General features: G+C 63.7%; 15 protein-coding genes. 10 read left to right on the top strand and 5 right to left on the bottom strand.

All coding sequences use genetic code 11. The annotated features are described in order from the left end of the window. The first annotated feature begins 41 nt into the window (after positions 1-41). The 4 genes from AC097R_RS16035 to AC097R_RS16020 all read left to right on the top strand — a co-directional run bounded on the left by AC097R_RS16035 (position 42) and on the right by AC097R_RS16020 (position 2,888). Positions 42-971 carry a DUF3034 family protein gene (locus tag AC097R_RS16035; RefSeq protein WP_479599149.1) on the top strand — a complete coding sequence of 310 codons (930 nt, stop codon included), beginning with the start codon at positions 42-44 and terminating at the stop codon, positions 969-971. A gap of 24 nt (positions 972-995) precedes the next feature. Then, positions 996-1,439: a group I truncated hemoglobin gene (locus AC097R_RS16030; protein ID WP_479599147.1), complete on the top strand. Its 444-nt coding sequence runs from the start codon at positions 996-998 to the stop codon at positions 1,437-1,439. 8 nt (positions 1,440-1,447) lie between these two features. After that, the gene (locus tag AC097R_RS16025) at positions 1,448-2,107 is read left to right on the top strand and encodes a cupredoxin domain-containing protein (protein ID WP_479599144.1); all 660 of its coding nucleotides are present in this window, start codon (positions 1,448-1,450) and stop codon (positions 2,105-2,107) included. Between the two features lie 289 nt (positions 2,108-2,396). Then, positions 2,397-2,888: a CBS domain-containing protein gene (locus AC097R_RS16020; protein WP_479599141.1), complete on the top strand. Its 492-nt coding sequence runs from the start codon at positions 2,397-2,399 to the stop codon at positions 2,886-2,888. Here AC097R_RS16020 and AC097R_RS16015 read toward each other — a convergent pair. The 3 genes from AC097R_RS16015 to AC097R_RS16005 are packed head-to-tail and all read right to left on the bottom strand — an operon-like array spanning position 2,882 to position 4,904. Continuing rightward, complete coding sequence (locus tag AC097R_RS16015; protein WP_479599139.1) at positions 2,882-3,499, bottom strand: nucleotidyltransferase family protein; 618 nt, start codon at positions 3,497-3,499, stop codon at positions 2,882-2,884. The genes AC097R_RS16020 and AC097R_RS16015 overlap by 7 nt on opposite strands. Before the next feature lie 23 nt (positions 3,500-3,522). After that, positions 3,523-4,317: an anti-sigma factor gene (locus AC097R_RS16010; protein WP_479599137.1), complete on the bottom strand. Its 795-nt coding sequence runs from the start codon at positions 4,315-4,317 to the stop codon at positions 3,523-3,525. A gap of 11 nt (positions 4,318-4,328) precedes the next feature. Continuing rightward, complete coding sequence (locus AC097R_RS16005) at positions 4,329-4,904, bottom strand: RNA polymerase sigma factor (RefSeq protein ID WP_479599133.1); 576 nt, start codon at positions 4,902-4,904, stop codon at positions 4,329-4,331. 336 nt (positions 4,905-5,240) lie between these two features. Between AC097R_RS16005 and AC097R_RS16000 the strand changes: the two genes are divergently transcribed. The 5 genes from AC097R_RS16000 to AC097R_RS15980 all read left to right on the top strand — a co-directional run bounded on the left by AC097R_RS16000 (position 5,241) and on the right by AC097R_RS15980 (position 10,980). Further along, positions 5,241-5,837, top strand: a complete 597-nt coding sequence (locus tag AC097R_RS16000) for a ferritin-like domain-containing protein (protein ID WP_479599131.1) — start codon at positions 5,241-5,243, stop codon at positions 5,835-5,837. 5 nt (positions 5,838-5,842) lie between these two features. Next, positions 5,843-6,214 (top strand): c-type cytochrome, encoded by a 372-nt coding sequence (locus tag AC097R_RS15995; RefSeq protein ID WP_479599128.1) that lies wholly within the window; start codon positions 5,843-5,845, stop codon positions 6,212-6,214. A 4-nt stretch (positions 6,215-6,218) separates the two neighbouring features. Next, positions 6,219-6,761: a DUF3455 domain-containing protein gene (locus AC097R_RS15990; protein WP_479599126.1), complete on the top strand. Its 543-nt coding sequence runs from the start codon at positions 6,219-6,221 to the stop codon at positions 6,759-6,761. 234 nt (positions 6,762-6,995) lie between these two features. After that, positions 6,996-9,941: a bifunctional diguanylate cyclase/phosphodiesterase gene (locus AC097R_RS15985; RefSeq protein ID WP_479599124.1), complete on the top strand. Its 2,946-nt coding sequence runs from the start codon at positions 6,996-6,998 to the stop codon at positions 9,939-9,941. Between the two features lie 76 nt (positions 9,942-10,017). After that, a complete protein-coding gene (locus AC097R_RS15980; protein ID WP_479599122.1) occupies positions 10,018-10,980 on the top strand; it encodes a chemotaxis protein in 963 nt (320 codons plus the stop codon). A 51-nt stretch (positions 10,981-11,031) separates the two neighbouring features. Here AC097R_RS15980 and AC097R_RS15975 read toward each other — a convergent pair whose 3' ends face one another. Continuing rightward, positions 11,032-11,628: a helix-turn-helix domain-containing protein gene (locus AC097R_RS15975; protein WP_479599121.1), complete on the bottom strand. Its 597-nt coding sequence runs from the start codon at positions 11,626-11,628 to the stop codon at positions 11,032-11,034. 82 nt (positions 11,629-11,710) lie between these two features. Between AC097R_RS15975 and AC097R_RS15970 the strand changes: the two genes are divergently transcribed. Continuing rightward, a complete protein-coding gene (locus AC097R_RS15970; protein WP_479599120.1) occupies positions 11,711-12,769 on the top strand; it encodes a threonine aldolase family protein in 1,059 nt (352 codons plus the stop codon). 7 nt (positions 12,770-12,776) lie between these two features. Here the strand turns inward: AC097R_RS15970 and argH are convergent, their stop codons facing one another. Further along, positions 12,777-14,210 carry an argininosuccinate lyase gene (gene argH / locus AC097R_RS15965; RefSeq protein WP_479599119.1) on the bottom strand — a complete coding sequence of 478 codons (1,434 nt, stop codon included), beginning with the start codon at positions 14,208-14,210 and terminating at the stop codon, positions 12,777-12,779. Between the last annotated feature and the right edge of the window lie 36 nt (positions 14,211-14,246).

Here is a 14,246-nt window from a genome sequence, read left to right as displayed (position 1 = left end):
TTGTGTGCCCACCTATCAACCCTCGACCGATTGGACGCCCCATGAACCACCTTCGTACCGCACTGCTGCTCAGTGCCGCTGGCCTGTGCAGCGGCCTGGCGCACGCCGATACCGGCAAACTTCTGCTCACCGGGGGCGTTAGCTCCATCGACGGCGCCGCCGGCGGGGGCCTGACGCCCTGGGCCGTCATCGGCACCAACGCCACCGAAGGCGAAGTGGGCTTCTCTGCCCACGTCAGCCGCGCCGCCACGCAGGACTACAGCCTCAACACCATGGGCGTAGCCGTGGGATTCAAAGACCGGGTGGAGGTATCCCTGGCGCGGCAGGACTTTGACGCATCCCCCGCCACCGCGCTGAACGGCCTGGGCTTCAATGTGCAGGCCGGCCAGCACGTGAAGATGGATGTGCTGGGCCTGAAGGTGAAAGTGGCCGGCGATGCCGTACTGGACAGCGACAACTGGATGCCGCAGATCGCCGTGGGCGTGGAGCAAAAGTCGGTGGATGCAGGCTCTATCACCCCGGTGCTGGACTTTTTGGGCGCCAAGACCAGTGGCACCGACTTCTATGTCAGCGCCACCAAGCTGTTTTTGGGCCAAAGCCTGCTGGTGAACGGCACGCTGCGCTATACCAATGCCAACCAAAACGGCCTGTTGGGCTTTGGCAGCAAGGCGCCGGGCAAAAACGAAGGCAGCTGGGTGCCCGAGGTGTCGGTGGCCTACCTGCTGAGCAAAAACCTGGCTGTGGGCGCCGAATACCGCGTCAAGCCCAACAACCTGGAAGCCCTGGGCCGGGCATCCGGCTTGGCCAGCGGCCTGGCGGAAGACGCCTGGCAAGACGTGTTCGTGGCCTGGGCGCCCAACAAGCATGCCTCCGTCACCCTGGCTTATCTGGACCTGGGCCGCATCCTGCCCGCCATCACCGCCAACCGCAGCCAGACCGGTTTCTACCTGTCCGCCCAGTTCGCGTTCTAAGCCCCCATATTCATAGGACCCATCATGAAAAAACTATTCGTTGCCCTGGCCATGGCCACCCTGGGCCTGGCTGCCGTGCCCGCCATGGCCCAAAGCGCCCCCATGCAAAACGACACGCTGTACCAGGCGCTGGGCGCCAAGCCCGGCCTGGAGGCGCTGATGGACGTGTTTGTGCCCGCCCTGAAGGCGGACAGCCGCATTGGCGCGCAGTTCAAAGACACCAATGCCAAGTATTTGCAAGAGCAGCTGGTGGACCAGATCTGCATGGTCAGCGGTGGGCCCTGCGCCTACAAGGGCGCCGACATGAAGGCCGCCCACGCAGGCATGGAGATCAACAAGGCGCAGTTCAACGCGCTGGTGGAAGTGCTGCAGGGCGCCATGGACGCGCGCGGCATTCCGTTCACCACGCAAAACCAGCTGCTGGCGCGCCTGGCGCCCATGCACCGCGATGTGATCACCGCCCAATGAGCCCGGCCATGCGCAACCGCTTTTTGAAAGGACCCCTCGCCCTGGCCGCATTGACGGCGTGCGGCCTGGCCACGGCCGGCACGCTGGAAGTGCTGGTGCTGGACCGCGAGGGCAAACCCACGCCCGATGCGGTGGTCGTCGTCGTGCCCAGCGGCAAAGGCCAGCCCAAAACGCCGCTGCCCAACAGCGCCGTGGTGAACCAGGAGAAGCAGCAGTTTGTGCCCGCGGTCACCGTGGTGGGCGTGGGCGCCCGCGTGCGCTTCACTAACACCGACCCGTGGAACCACCATGTGCGCCTGGGCACGGCTGGGGCGGCCGCGGGCAACTCGGAGGGTCAGTCGGCCTTGCTGGAAGGCAAGGCCGAGGGCAAGCCCGCCAGCTCCGCCGTGTTCACCATGGACAAACCCGGCGCCGCGGGCGCGGCCTTGTTGGGCTGCTTTATCCACAGCCGCATGAGCGGCGTGGTGTACGTGGCCGAGTCACCCTGGACGGTAAAGACCAATGCAGACGGCGTGGCTGTGTTGGAGGATGTGCCCGAAGGCGCCGCCACCTTGAAGGTGTGGCACGCAGCGCAGCTGGTGGAGAAAACGCCACAGGCGTTGACCGTGGGTCATGCGCCGGCGAAGGTGACGTTTCAGCTGGATGTGGTGCCGCGGCGGAGGAGTTGAGCATCTTGGGCTCAGAACTGTTTTGCAAAGACGCGGTAAACCCGAGGAAAACCTGCGTAAATGATCTGGATCAAGTAGGTGCACAGGCGTATAAAAGTACCAGTCGCTCTAGCAATGCCCATTTGCGATTAGCACCCGCCCAGCCAAGGCTCTCCGGACGCTTAGGGTGAATTTACGAAAGACGTTCATGTCCTCTGCACCGCTGGCCACCTCCCGCCTCCACAAGGCGACACCCATTGTTCAATTTCAATTGAATCAGCATGGGCCCGTTACGTTGGCGTCACCGGCGATGTCCGTGTTTACCGATTTGTCGCAGGTGCGGGCCGCCACCGTGCAGGCGCACACCACACTGGACCAGGCAGAGTTGAAAATGATTTACTTGGGCGTGCGTCTGCTTTTTGTGGTGTCCGACATGCCTGCGGTGGATGGCGTTTTGACCTATGTGGACATTGCGGGCGAGCGCCCCACGCTCCTGGTGCAACAGCGAAAGATGAAGCGCCAGGAGTTGACAGCCGGTGACCTGATGACACCGCTGACCGAGATTGATACGGTGCCCTTGGCGGCCTTGCGCCGCGCCACGGTTGCCCAGGTGGTTGAAACCCTGGTGCAGCATGGGCAACCGCATCTTTTGGTGGTCGAAACATCCACCGAAGACGGAACCACATGCATCCGGGGCCTCATATCGCAGGCGCAGGTGGAGCGCCAGCTGGGCCAAACCTTGCCGCGCCATGACAGAGCGCAGACCTTTGCGCAACTGGAGCAGGTGCTCGCCAGTCACTGACGAATCGATGCCTCTTGGGGTTCCTGGCTGACAGGTATCACCCTGACTTTCGGCCAGCGCTCGGTATAGCGCTTCTGCGCGACACGCTGCCGGTACGTTTCCACACTCACACGCGTGGGGTTGCGGCGAACCACCATCGAGAAAAGATCATCCAGTCCATGCGGCGCGATGATTTGCAGCGCGTTGTCTGCGCCTAGAAAAATTCCTACGGCCGTGGCGAATTCGGGCCAGGATGCAATGCCTTCTTCCAGGGAATGCAGCGGTTCCACAGGATGCCCGAACTGCGCCTCAAACCACCCATGTACGCCCGCTTGGTTTGTCACTTCCCAGGGAACGTTGGGGGCCAGCGCCTGCAGCCGGGCTTGCAGTTCGAGGTCCCGTTGCGGCGAAATGTCGGAGGCGTCAAAGTAGGCGACGTCGACATCGGGCAGTTGCGACGGTGACGATTTGCCGTGCAAAGAATCCCACACGAGATTCCGAATGGCACCTGCGCCGATGCACCACTGGGGCAAGCCCAACTGCCTCACCGTAGCCAAGGCGGCCATGAGCCAGGGCGATTGGCTCGCGATTTCGATCAGCTCTTGGTGGTGCTGTGTTTCCGATGCGGGCATACGAAAGTTGACTCTGGCTGTGCTCACAGCATCTTCTGAATCAACGCCCCCTTGAACAGCACCGGCCCCGTAGGCCCGGTCTCGCTGGGTACGCCACCCTTGGGTTCCAGGCTGATGGCGAGGGTGGGCACTTCGCGCACATCGCTCTCACCCGCAGTCAGGCGCAGCAGCTTGTCGCTGCCCAGCACGCCCAGCGACTTGGGGCCACCGCCTGGGGGCAGGGCCCAGAGTTGCAGGGACCGGTCACCGGCCTCTTGGTAGCCACCCACGCGTTGCAGCGTGAGTTTTTTGGCCTTGGGGTCAAACGTCACCAGCATGGAAGCGGCGGCTTTGTCGTCGGCCAGTACGGCCACGTATTCGATTTGCGGGGCGCTTTGCAGCTGGGTCTGCAGGCGGGCAATCTCGCCACCCAGCTCCTGGCGCATGCCGATGCCGAACGACACGGCGGCGATGGTGGCAAAGGCACCAGCCGCGGTGGCGGTGCGCCATACGGTCAGGCTGCGTAGCCAACTGCCCAAGCCCGCAGGCTCTGCCGCGGCCAATGCGGCCTGCGCACGCACGGCTTGTTGTGCGGCGCTTTGCTTTTCACCCTGGACCAGGTTGTCAATGCGCGTCCACACGGCGGGGCTGGGTTGGGCCTGGGGCTGCAGTTCGTTCAGGCTGGCCAGGCGGCTTTGCCAGATGAGGGCGGCGGCACGCACGGGGGCCTGTTCGCGGGCCAGGGTTTCAAAGCGGCGGCGGGCGCCACCGCGCAGGGTGCCCAGCGCGTAGCTGCTGGCCAGGCGGTCCAGCAGTTCGGGGTGTTGAATCAGGTTCATGGTGGGGCTCCTTACGCAAAGCGCGCCATGCACAGGCGCAGCTGGTCCAGCCCGCGGCGGATCCAGGTTTTGACCGTGCCCAGCGGCAGGCTCAGTTGTTGGGCGAGTTCGCTGTGGCTCAGGTCGCGCACATACGCCAGGCTCACCACCTCGCGCTGCTTGCTTTCCAGCCGGCCCAGGCACTGGTGCAAGGCCCAGGCCTGCTCACTGGCTTGGGCGGTGTCCATCGGGTTGGGGGCGTCGCCTTCCAGCGTGTCGCTCAGGGTGTCGTCCAGCTCTTGGGTCAGGTGGCTGCGGTCGGCGGCCCGGCGGCGCAGCATGTCCAGCGCGCGGCTGCGCACGATCAGGCCCAGCCAGGCCATGGGCGGGCTCAGCGATGCGCGGTAGTCCGCGGCCGAGCGCCAGATGGACAAGAAGGCCTCCTGCAGCACATCCTCGGCCAGTTCGCGGCGCGTCACCACGCGCAGGGCCAGGCCATAGAGCTTGGAGGCGCATAAGTCATACAGCGCTTTGAGCGCGGTGTCGTCCTGGCGGGCAATGCGGTCTAGCAGGGCAATGAGCTGTGCGTCGTGGTTGTCGGTGGTCATGCTGCGATTGTCACGGAACGTGGCAACGGCTGCCCCGGCGTGTGGCAAGTCCGACGCGGGCAATGGACTGCTATCAAAAGGAGAGCTGTTCGCGCAGGTTCTACGGGGGCTAGAGGCTAAAAGCATGGTGTATTGCCAGGTGGCGCTGCATACAGGGTGAGTACACGGCTTGTAGTGAGTACGCGCTCACCGGGCCGCTGGATTCACCCCCGCAATGTCCGAGCGCGGCAGTGGGGCAATCTGAATCCAGCCGGGGGGCAGGGTGCGTATTGACAGCGTGGGTCGGCATTTTTCGTCCCGCCTGTTTCGTCTCTCACCTTTTCAAAGGACCTGACCATGACATCCCTGATTTCTACCCTTGCTGGTACTTCTTCTTTTGCATCCCGCCGTGCCTTCATGGGCCGCACGGGCACACTGTCTGCCGTGGCTGTAGCCCTGATGGCTGGCCAGGACGCCATGGCCCAGGGCATGGCTGGTGATACGTCCAAAGACGTGAGTATCCTGAACGTGGCGCTGGGCCTGGAGCACGAAGCCATCAACGCCTACCAACTGGGCGCCGGCAGCGGCCTGCTGCAAAAGCCCGTGCTGGACGTTGCCGTGCGTTTTCAGGCCGACCACAAGGCCCATCGCGATGCACTGATTGCCACCATCCAGAAGCTGGGCGGCACACCCGTGATGGAAAAGAAGCTGGACGACTATGCCAAGGCCCTGAAGGCCGACACCCTGCGCAACCAGGGTGATGTGTTGGACCTGGCCGCACGCCTGGAGTTGGGCGCCATCAACGCCTACCTGGGTGTGATCCCCGCGTTTGGCAACAAAGACCTGGCCAAGGTGGCCGGTCGCCTGGCCGCTGACGAGACCATGCACTACACGCTGCTGCAAAACGCGCTGGGCCGTCCGCTGCCCGCTGGCGCTTTGTCCTTCGGCGCGTGATCGGTATGCGTTTGCCTTGTGTGCTGCTGTGGGGTCTGCTGGGCCTGTGCGCAGGGGTCCAAGCCCAATCAGTGGCGCGCGGGCAGGCGCTGTTCGAAAGCCGCTGCGTGGCCTGCCACAGCCTGGACGCCAACCGCGTGGGGCCCGCCCTGCGCGGCGTGGTGGGCCGCACGGCGGGCAAGGCCAAGGACTATTTTTATTCCGAAGCCATGGCCGCCGCCACCCATGTGTGGGACGCGCCCAAGCTCAAGGCCTGGCTCACCAACCCTGAAGACGTGGTGCCCGGGCAAGAGATGAACTACCGCCTGGACATTCCCCAAGACCGCGAAGACGTGGTGGCTTACCTAGCCTCTGTGTCCGCACCCGCACGAAAGTAAAACCATGAACACACGTACCTCCCTCTCCCTGCTGCTCGTTGCTGGCCTGGCCGCTTGCGCCAGCCAACCCATGCGTGCGCCCTTCAGCCAGGACAGCCTGCCCGCAGCCGTCAAGGTGCCCGCCGGCCATACCGTGGCGATGGAAACCGCCGCCGCGGGCGACATCCTCTACCAATGCCGCGCCAAGAAAGACATGGCCGGCCAGTTTGAATGGGTGTTTGTGGGCCCTGATGCGGGCCTGAAAGACCGCAGCGGCAAGGTTGTGGGCCGCTACTACGGCCCGCCCGCCACGTGGGAGAGCACCGATGGCTCGAAGGTCACCGCCACACAAGTGGCCGTGGCGCCGAATGGCGATGCCAACATCCCCTTCCAGCTGGTGAAAGCGAACCCCGCCATGGGCATGGGCACCATGCAGAGCGTGAGCTACATCCAGCGCGTGGCCACCCTGGGCGGCACCGCTCCCAAGGCTGTGTGTGCCCAGGCCAACGAAGGTGCCAAGCAGCTGGTGCCGTACACCGCGGACTACATCTTCTACCGCGCCATGTAAAGAGTGGGGACCCTGTTCACCGGGGTCCCACAGACGACAAACGGGTGCAAATTCACCCGTTTGGGGGATAGGCACACCCGGGGACACCCCCACAGAATGGGGGCGACGGCAGGGCAACCTGCCAAACGGACCAATAGGCCTCTCAACCCCCGTGGGGAAAGCCGTGTGAAACCGATGTGGCAACGACTGACTCAGCGTTTTAACGCCAACAGTCACCGTGAGGTGATTGCGCTCATGGGTGCACTGCTGGTGTGCATCTGGGGCTTTGTAGGCTTCTGGTCGTGGTGGGAATACACCAACACCATCAACTCCAACACCCGCGTGCTGGAGCAGCTGACCGCCGCCGTGCAGGCGCAAACGCACAGCCTGTTCAAGCAGGCCGAGTCGTTGGTGATCGCCACCGACCACTGGATGGCCGATCACCCGGACCAGGACCCGTCCAAAAACCCGGATTTTGTGGCCCAGGTGGACAAGCTGCGCAAGGCCTCGAATGGTCTGTTGGACATTCGTTTGGTCACCCAAAGCGGGGACCTGCGCTTTGTGCCCGACCAGGGACAGGGCCAAAACGTCAATGTGGCGGACCGCGACTACTTCCTGGCCCAGCGCGACCCCAAAACTCGCGGCCTCTTCATCGGCCAGCCCATCCTGGGCCGGATTAGCAAGAAGTGGGTGATCCCCATCTCGGCGCCGGTGGACCGCGGGGGTGGCAATGTGGCGCTCATACTGATCATCATTGAGCTGGAGCGCATTGACGGCGCGTTTGACGCCGAGCGCATCAAGCCCGCGGGCACCATTGGCATCGTGCGCACCGATGGCACGGTGCTGTTTCGCAGCCCCATGAACGAGAAGACCGTCGGCATGTCCATTGCCAAGGGCCAGGCCTGGGGCAACTACATGAGCGTGATGGCCAAGGGCGCGTACGAATCCGAGCGCAGTCTGTTCGACAGCCGGCCGCGCCTGGTGTCGTTCTCCAGGGTGGACGACTACCCGCTGGTGGTGTACGTCAGCGCCAGCAAGGACGATGTGTTGTCGCCCTGGCGGCAGCACACCGCCATCTTCGGCGTCGTGGCGGGCTTGCTGTCCATTGCCAGCCTGGTGATGAGCTCGGTACTCATGCGGGCGCTGACGTCTTCGCGCCGGTCCGAGGCCATCATCCACTCCACCGATGAGGCCATCGTCGGCAAGTCGCTCGAGGGCATCATCAACAGCTGGAACCCGGGGGCCGAGCGCATGTTTGGCTACTCGGCCGCCGAGATGATTGGCCAGCCCATTCTGCGGCTGCTGCCAGCCGACAGGCTGGGTGAAGAAGGGGTCATCCTGGAGAAAATCCGGCGTGGCGAAGGCGTGGAGCACTTTGAGACGGTGCGCTTGCGCAAGGACGGTAGCGAGATCAATGTCTCGGTCACCATCTCGCCCATCCGCAATAGCTTTGGCCACTTGGTGGGGGCGTCCAAAATCGCCCGCGACATCACCGCCCAAAAAAGCGCCACACGCCAGCTGCGGCTCACGGCCAGCGTGTTCAACAACACGGGTGAGGGCATCATGATCACCGACCGGGCGGGGCTGATCGTGGAGGTGAACGAGGCCTTCACCCGCATCACCGGTTACACCCGCGAAGACGTGGTGGGCAACCCGCCCAGCATGTTCCGCTCCAGCCGGCAAGGGCCCGAGGTGTTCCAGGGCATGCGCCGCGCGCTGCTGCGGCATGGCGAGTGGAAGGGCGAGATGTGGAGCCGTCGTAAGGACGGTGAGGCCTACTCGGCCTGGCTCACGGTCAGCAAGGTCAAGGACAGTTCGGGCAAGGTGCGCAACTACGTGGCGCTGTTCTCCGATGTGACCGTGCTCAAGCTGCAGCAGGAGAAGCTGGAGCACGGCGCACACTTTGACGCGCTGACCGATTTGCCCAACCGCCTGCTGCTCTCAGACCGCCTGCACCAGGCCATGACCATGTGCCAGCGCCACTACCAAAGCCTGGCGGTGCTGTACCTGGACCTGGATGGGTTCAAGGCCGTCAACGACCAGTTTGGCCACGAGGCGGGAGATGCGCTGCTGGTGGCCGTGTCCCAGCGCATGCAGGCCGCGCTGCGCGATGTGGACACGCTGGCCCGCATGGGCGGTGACGAGTTTGTGGCGGTGCTGACCAATGTGGAAAACGTCCAGGATTGCATCCAGATGGTGACCCGGGTGCTGCACGCCTGCTCCGAGCCGGTGCGCATCGACGGTCGCGACCTGCGGGTCACCGCCAGCATTGGTGTCACCATATACCCGCAGGACAACGCCGAGGCCGACCAGCTGATGCGCCATGCAGACCAGGCCATGTACGAGGCCAAGCAGAGTGGCAAAAACCGCTTCCACATGTTCGACTCTGCGCAAGACGCCGAGGTGAAAAGCCGCAGCCTGCAACAGGAACTGATTTCGCAGGCCCTGAGCAACCAGGAGTTTGTGCTGCACTACCAGCCCAAGGTGAACATGCGCACGGGCGCCATCGTGGGCGTGGAGGCGCTCATCCGCTGGCAGCACCCCGAAAAAGGGCTGCTGCCGCCCGACGCCTTCCTGCCGTCGATCGAAAAGCACCCACTGATCGAGGCCGTGGGCGCCTGGGTGATTGATGCGGCGCTGCAGCAAATGGTGGCGTGGAAAGCCCAGGGCCTGCTGCTGCCGGTGAGCGTGAACATCGCCGCCCGACAACTGCAGCAGCAGGACTTTGCGCAGCAGCTGGCTGCAGTGCTGGCCAGCCACCCTGACGTGGATGCCAGCCATCTGGAGCTGGAGGTACTGGAGACCAGCGCTCTGGACGACATAGGCTCCACCACCACCATCATGCAAGAGTGCCACCGCGTGGGCGTGCGCTTTGCGATCGACGACTTTGGCACCGGCTACTCCTCGCTCACCTACCTGCGCCGCCTGCCGGTGGACGTGCTGAAGATCGACCGCAGCTTTGTGCGCGACATGCTGGACGACCAAAGTGATCTGTCCATCGTCAGCGGGCTGATCGGGCTGGCCGTGGCCTTTCACCGCGAAGTGATTGCCGAGGGGGTGGAAAGCGTGGCCCACGGCCGGCAGCTGATTGCGCTGGGCTGCCACCTGGGCCAGGGCTATGAGATTGCGCGCCCCATGCCGGCCGAGCAGATTCCTGCCTGGTGCGCGACCTGGAAGCCCCCCGTGGAGTGGATCGCCTGAGTCAGCCCGGCGCGGGAAAGTTGGAGGCGGCGCGCCATCCTGCTATCGTGTGGTCCAAAACACCGCGGGAATTGACATGAACACAGCAATGAAACCCACCCAGCACGCGTCCAGCGGTGCCGACAACCGGCTGCAGCTGCTGCTGTTTCGCCTGGGTGAAGAGAAGGGTTCTACCCGGCGCGAGCTGTTCGGCATCAATGTGTTCAAGGTGCGCGAGATCGTGGTGGCGCCGCACATCACCGCCATCGTCAATGCCCCCCAGTTCGCCATGGGTCTGGCCAATGTGCGCGGCCAGCTGATCCCGGTGATCGATCTGCCGCGCCTGGCGGGTTGCGTGCCGCAGACCGAATCGGGCATCGTGCTGGTGACCGAATTTGCGCGCAACACCCAGGCGTTTTTGGTGGACGAGGTGGTGGAGATCGTGCAGCTGGAGTGGAAGCACCTGCTGGCGGCGGATTCCAGTTCTTCCATGCTGCTGTCGGGCGTTGCCCGCATTGACGGCGATGCCAAGGATTCGCGCCTGGCCCAGGTGCTGGATGTGGAGCAAATTTTGCGCGACGTGTTCCCCGCCACGCACAGCCAGGAGAATAAGAACTCCGGCATCTCCAAGGTCAACATGCCACCGGGTTCTATCGTGCTGTTTGCCGATGACTCCGCCGTGGCCCGCATGCTGGTGGAAGAAAGCCTGAAGACCATGGGCGTTCACTTTGTGGCGGTGAAGAACGGCAAGGAAGCCTGGGAAAAGCTCAACAGCCTGCACACGGAAGTCACCGCGCAGGGCAAGAAGATCAAGGACCGGGTCGCCCTGGTGCTGACGGATCTGGAAATGCCCGAGATGGACGGCTTCACCCTCACGCGCAACATCAAGCAAGACATTCGCTTCTCGGGCATCCCGGTCATCGTGTATTCGTCGCTGACGGGCACCGCCAGCGAAGGCCACGCCACCAGCGTGGGGGCGGATGCCTATGTGGCCAAGTTCGAACCACAAGAATTGGCCGAGTCGATCAGCAACATCCTCGCCAAGTCGCTATCGTATTAGTAGCTGCTAGCGCATATTCTAGCGGGGGCTAGAGGCCACTTTGGTTTGGTTTTAGCTCAGGTACTCGACCACCAGCAGCGCCTTGGCCAGGCCCTTGCCGGTATTGCGAATGGCGTGCTGCACATCCACCGCATAGCGCGCGCTGTCACCAGCTTTCAGCACCTTGCTGCTGTCGGCCGCCTGCACGGTGAGCGTGCCGCTCAGCACCGACAAATGTTCACGCGCACCCGTCTCGTGTGGCTCTGACGCCAGCACACCACCGGCCTCTACTGCCAGCTCGTACCACTCCACCTTGCCGGCCAGGGCAATGGGCCCCAGGATGCGCAGCGTGCATTTGCCGTCGTTGCTGGTCGTGACCGGAATGCTGTGCGCGCCCACCAGCTCTACCGTGGGCGCAACCTTGTCGGCCACGCCACCGGCCAGCAGGTCGGTCAGGCTCAAGCCCAGCGCACTGGCCAGACGCCACAGCACGCCCACCGTGGGGTTGGCCTGGTTGCGCTCCACCTCGGACAGCATGGACTTGGACACCCCCGCGCGCTTGGACAGTTCGTCCAGCGAAAGCTTTTGCGCCTTGCGGATCTCCTGCAGCTTGGAGCCAACGGCCGGCGGGCCGTCGATGAGGGGACTGGAGGAGGGGACTTGCGCCATGGTGGTTTTGGTCGGTAAAATGGATTTTTGTTCGATATACCGGAAATATCCGCTAATCCAATCTTACACCGCCCACGTCACCATGAACACTGCAACCCCACAGCACCCCGGCCACTACCTGCAATTCGCCAGCGACAACACCTCTGGCATCTGCCCCGAGGCCATGCAGGCCTTTGCCGCGGCGAATACAGGTTTTGCCGCGTCCTACGGCAATGACGATGCCACGCGCCTGGCCTGCGACCGGCTGCGCGAGGTGTTCGAGGCGGATGCTGAAGTGTTCTTTGTGTTCAACGGCACGGCGGCCAACTCGATTGCGCTGGCCTCGCTGTGCCAGTCCTACCAGGCCGTGATCTGCAGCGACACGGCGCACGTGGAGACGGACGAATGCGGTGCACCCGAGTTCTTCTCCAACGGCTCCAAGCTGCTCTCGGCCCCCCACCGCCACGGCAAGCTCACCTCGGCCGGCGTGCTGGAGGTCATCACCCGCCGCACTGATGTGCACTACCCACGGCCCAAGGTGGTGACGCTGACCCAGTCCACGGAGATGGGCACGGTCTACCAGAAGGGTGAGATCAGCGGCATCAGCCGTATTGCGCAAGAGCATGGCCTGAAGGTGCACATGGACGGCGCGCGCTTTGCCAACGCAGTGGCCGCGTTGAAGGTGGCACCGGCCGACATCACCTGGCGCGCCGGCGTGGACGTGCTGTGCTTTGGTGGCACCAAGATGGGCCTGCCGATTGGCGAGGCGATTGTGTTTTTTGACCGCAAGCTGGGCGAAGAGTTTTCGTACCGCTGCAAGCAGGCCGGGCAGCTGGCGTCCAAGATGCGCTACCTGTCCGCCCCCTGGCTGGCCATGTTGACCGACGGCGCCTGGTTGCGCCACGCGGCCCATGCCAACGCCATGGCGCAGCGCCTGTCCGACAAGGTGGCTGGCATTGCCGGCGCCGAGTTGCTGCTGCCCACCGAGGTGAATGGCGTGTTTGTGAACCTGCCCGAACCCGCGATTGCCCGCCTTAAGGCCCTGGGCTGGACCTTCTACACCTTCATCGGTGGCGGCGCCCGCTTCATGTGCTCCTGGGCCACCACGGAAGAAGCGGTGGACCACTTGGCGCATGACCTGGAGCGGGCGCTGGCGGGTTGAGTGATCCTCAGCCTAACCGAGTGCGGTGCCGTGCAATCTGCGCCCGCACCTGAGCAGGCGCGGTGCCACCCAGAATGTTGCGCGCATTGAGCGAGCCGCGCAGGCTCAGGCACTCGTACACATCTTTTTCGATGCTGGCATGGAAGCCTTGCAGCACGGCCAGGGGCAGCTCGGACAAGTCGCAGGCGTGGGACTGGGCCGCCTTGACGGCATGGGCCACGGTCTCGTGGGCATCGCGGAAGGGCAGGCCCTTTTTCACCAGGTAGTCGGCCAGGTCGGTGGCTGTGGCGTAGCCCTTGAGGGCGGCGCGCTCCATGGCTTCGGCGTTCACGCTGATGCCGCCTTCCTTCTGGCCCGTGGCTGCATTCACTTGCCCGCCAATCATCTCGGAGAAGATGCGCAGGGTGTCCTTCAAGGTGTCCACGGTGTCGAACAGCGGTTCCTTGTCTTCCTGGTTGTCCTTGTTGTAGGCCAGGGGCTGGCCCTTCATCAGGGTGATCAGGCCCATCAGGTGGCCGACCACGCGGCCGGTCTTACCGCGGGCCAGTTCTGGCACGTCGGGGTTTTTCTTCTGCGGCATGATGGACGAGCCCGTGGTGAAACGGTCCGCAATCTTGATGAAGCCGAAGTTTTGGCTCATCCAGATGATGAGCTCTTCGCTCATGCGGCTGATGTGGACCATGGTCAGGCTGGCGGCGCTGGTGAACTCGATGGCAAAGTCACGGTCGCTTACGGCGTCCAGGCTGTTCTGGCAGACGCCGTCCATATTCAGGGTCTTGGCCACGCGTTCGCGGTCCAGCGGGTAGCTGGTGCCGGCCAATGCTGCGCTGCCCAGCGGCAGTCGGTTGGTGCGGCGGCGCACTTCGCCAAAGCGCTCGGCATCGCGGCTGAACATTTCCACATAGGCCAGCATGTGGTGGCCAAAGCTCACGGGCTGGGCCACCTGTAAATGGGTGAAGCCGGGCAGGATGACCTCGGCATTCGCTTCGGCCACATCCACCAGCGACTTTTGCAGGTCCACCAGCAGCTCGCCAATCAGGTCAATCTCGCTGCGCAGCCACAGGCGCACGTCAGTGGCGACTTGGTCGTTGCGGCTGCGGCCGGTGTGCAGACGCTTGCCGGCATCACCCACCAGCTGGGTCAGGCGGGCTTCGATGTTCAGGTGTACGTCTTCCAGGTCCAGCTTCCATTCAAACGCGCCGGATTCGATCTCGCCCCAGATCTGGGCCATGCCCTTCTGGATGGCGGCATGGTCTTCGGCGGCAATGATGCCCTGGGCGGCCAGCATGTCGGCATGCGCCAGACTGCCGGTAATGTCGGCCTGCCAAAGGCGCTTGTCAAAGAACACGCTGGAGGTGTAGCGTTTGACCAGATCACTCATGGGCTCAGAAAACAGCGCGGACCACGCTTGAGACTTTTTATCGAATTGGTTTTGGGACATGGGAAGCGCTTCTCAGAATGGAGTCAAAATCCGGTG

The sequence above is a fragment of the Rhodoferax sp. ZS1R25 genome, from assembly GCF_056521335.1.
This window is presented reverse-complemented; position numbering and strand designations above follow the sequence as displayed.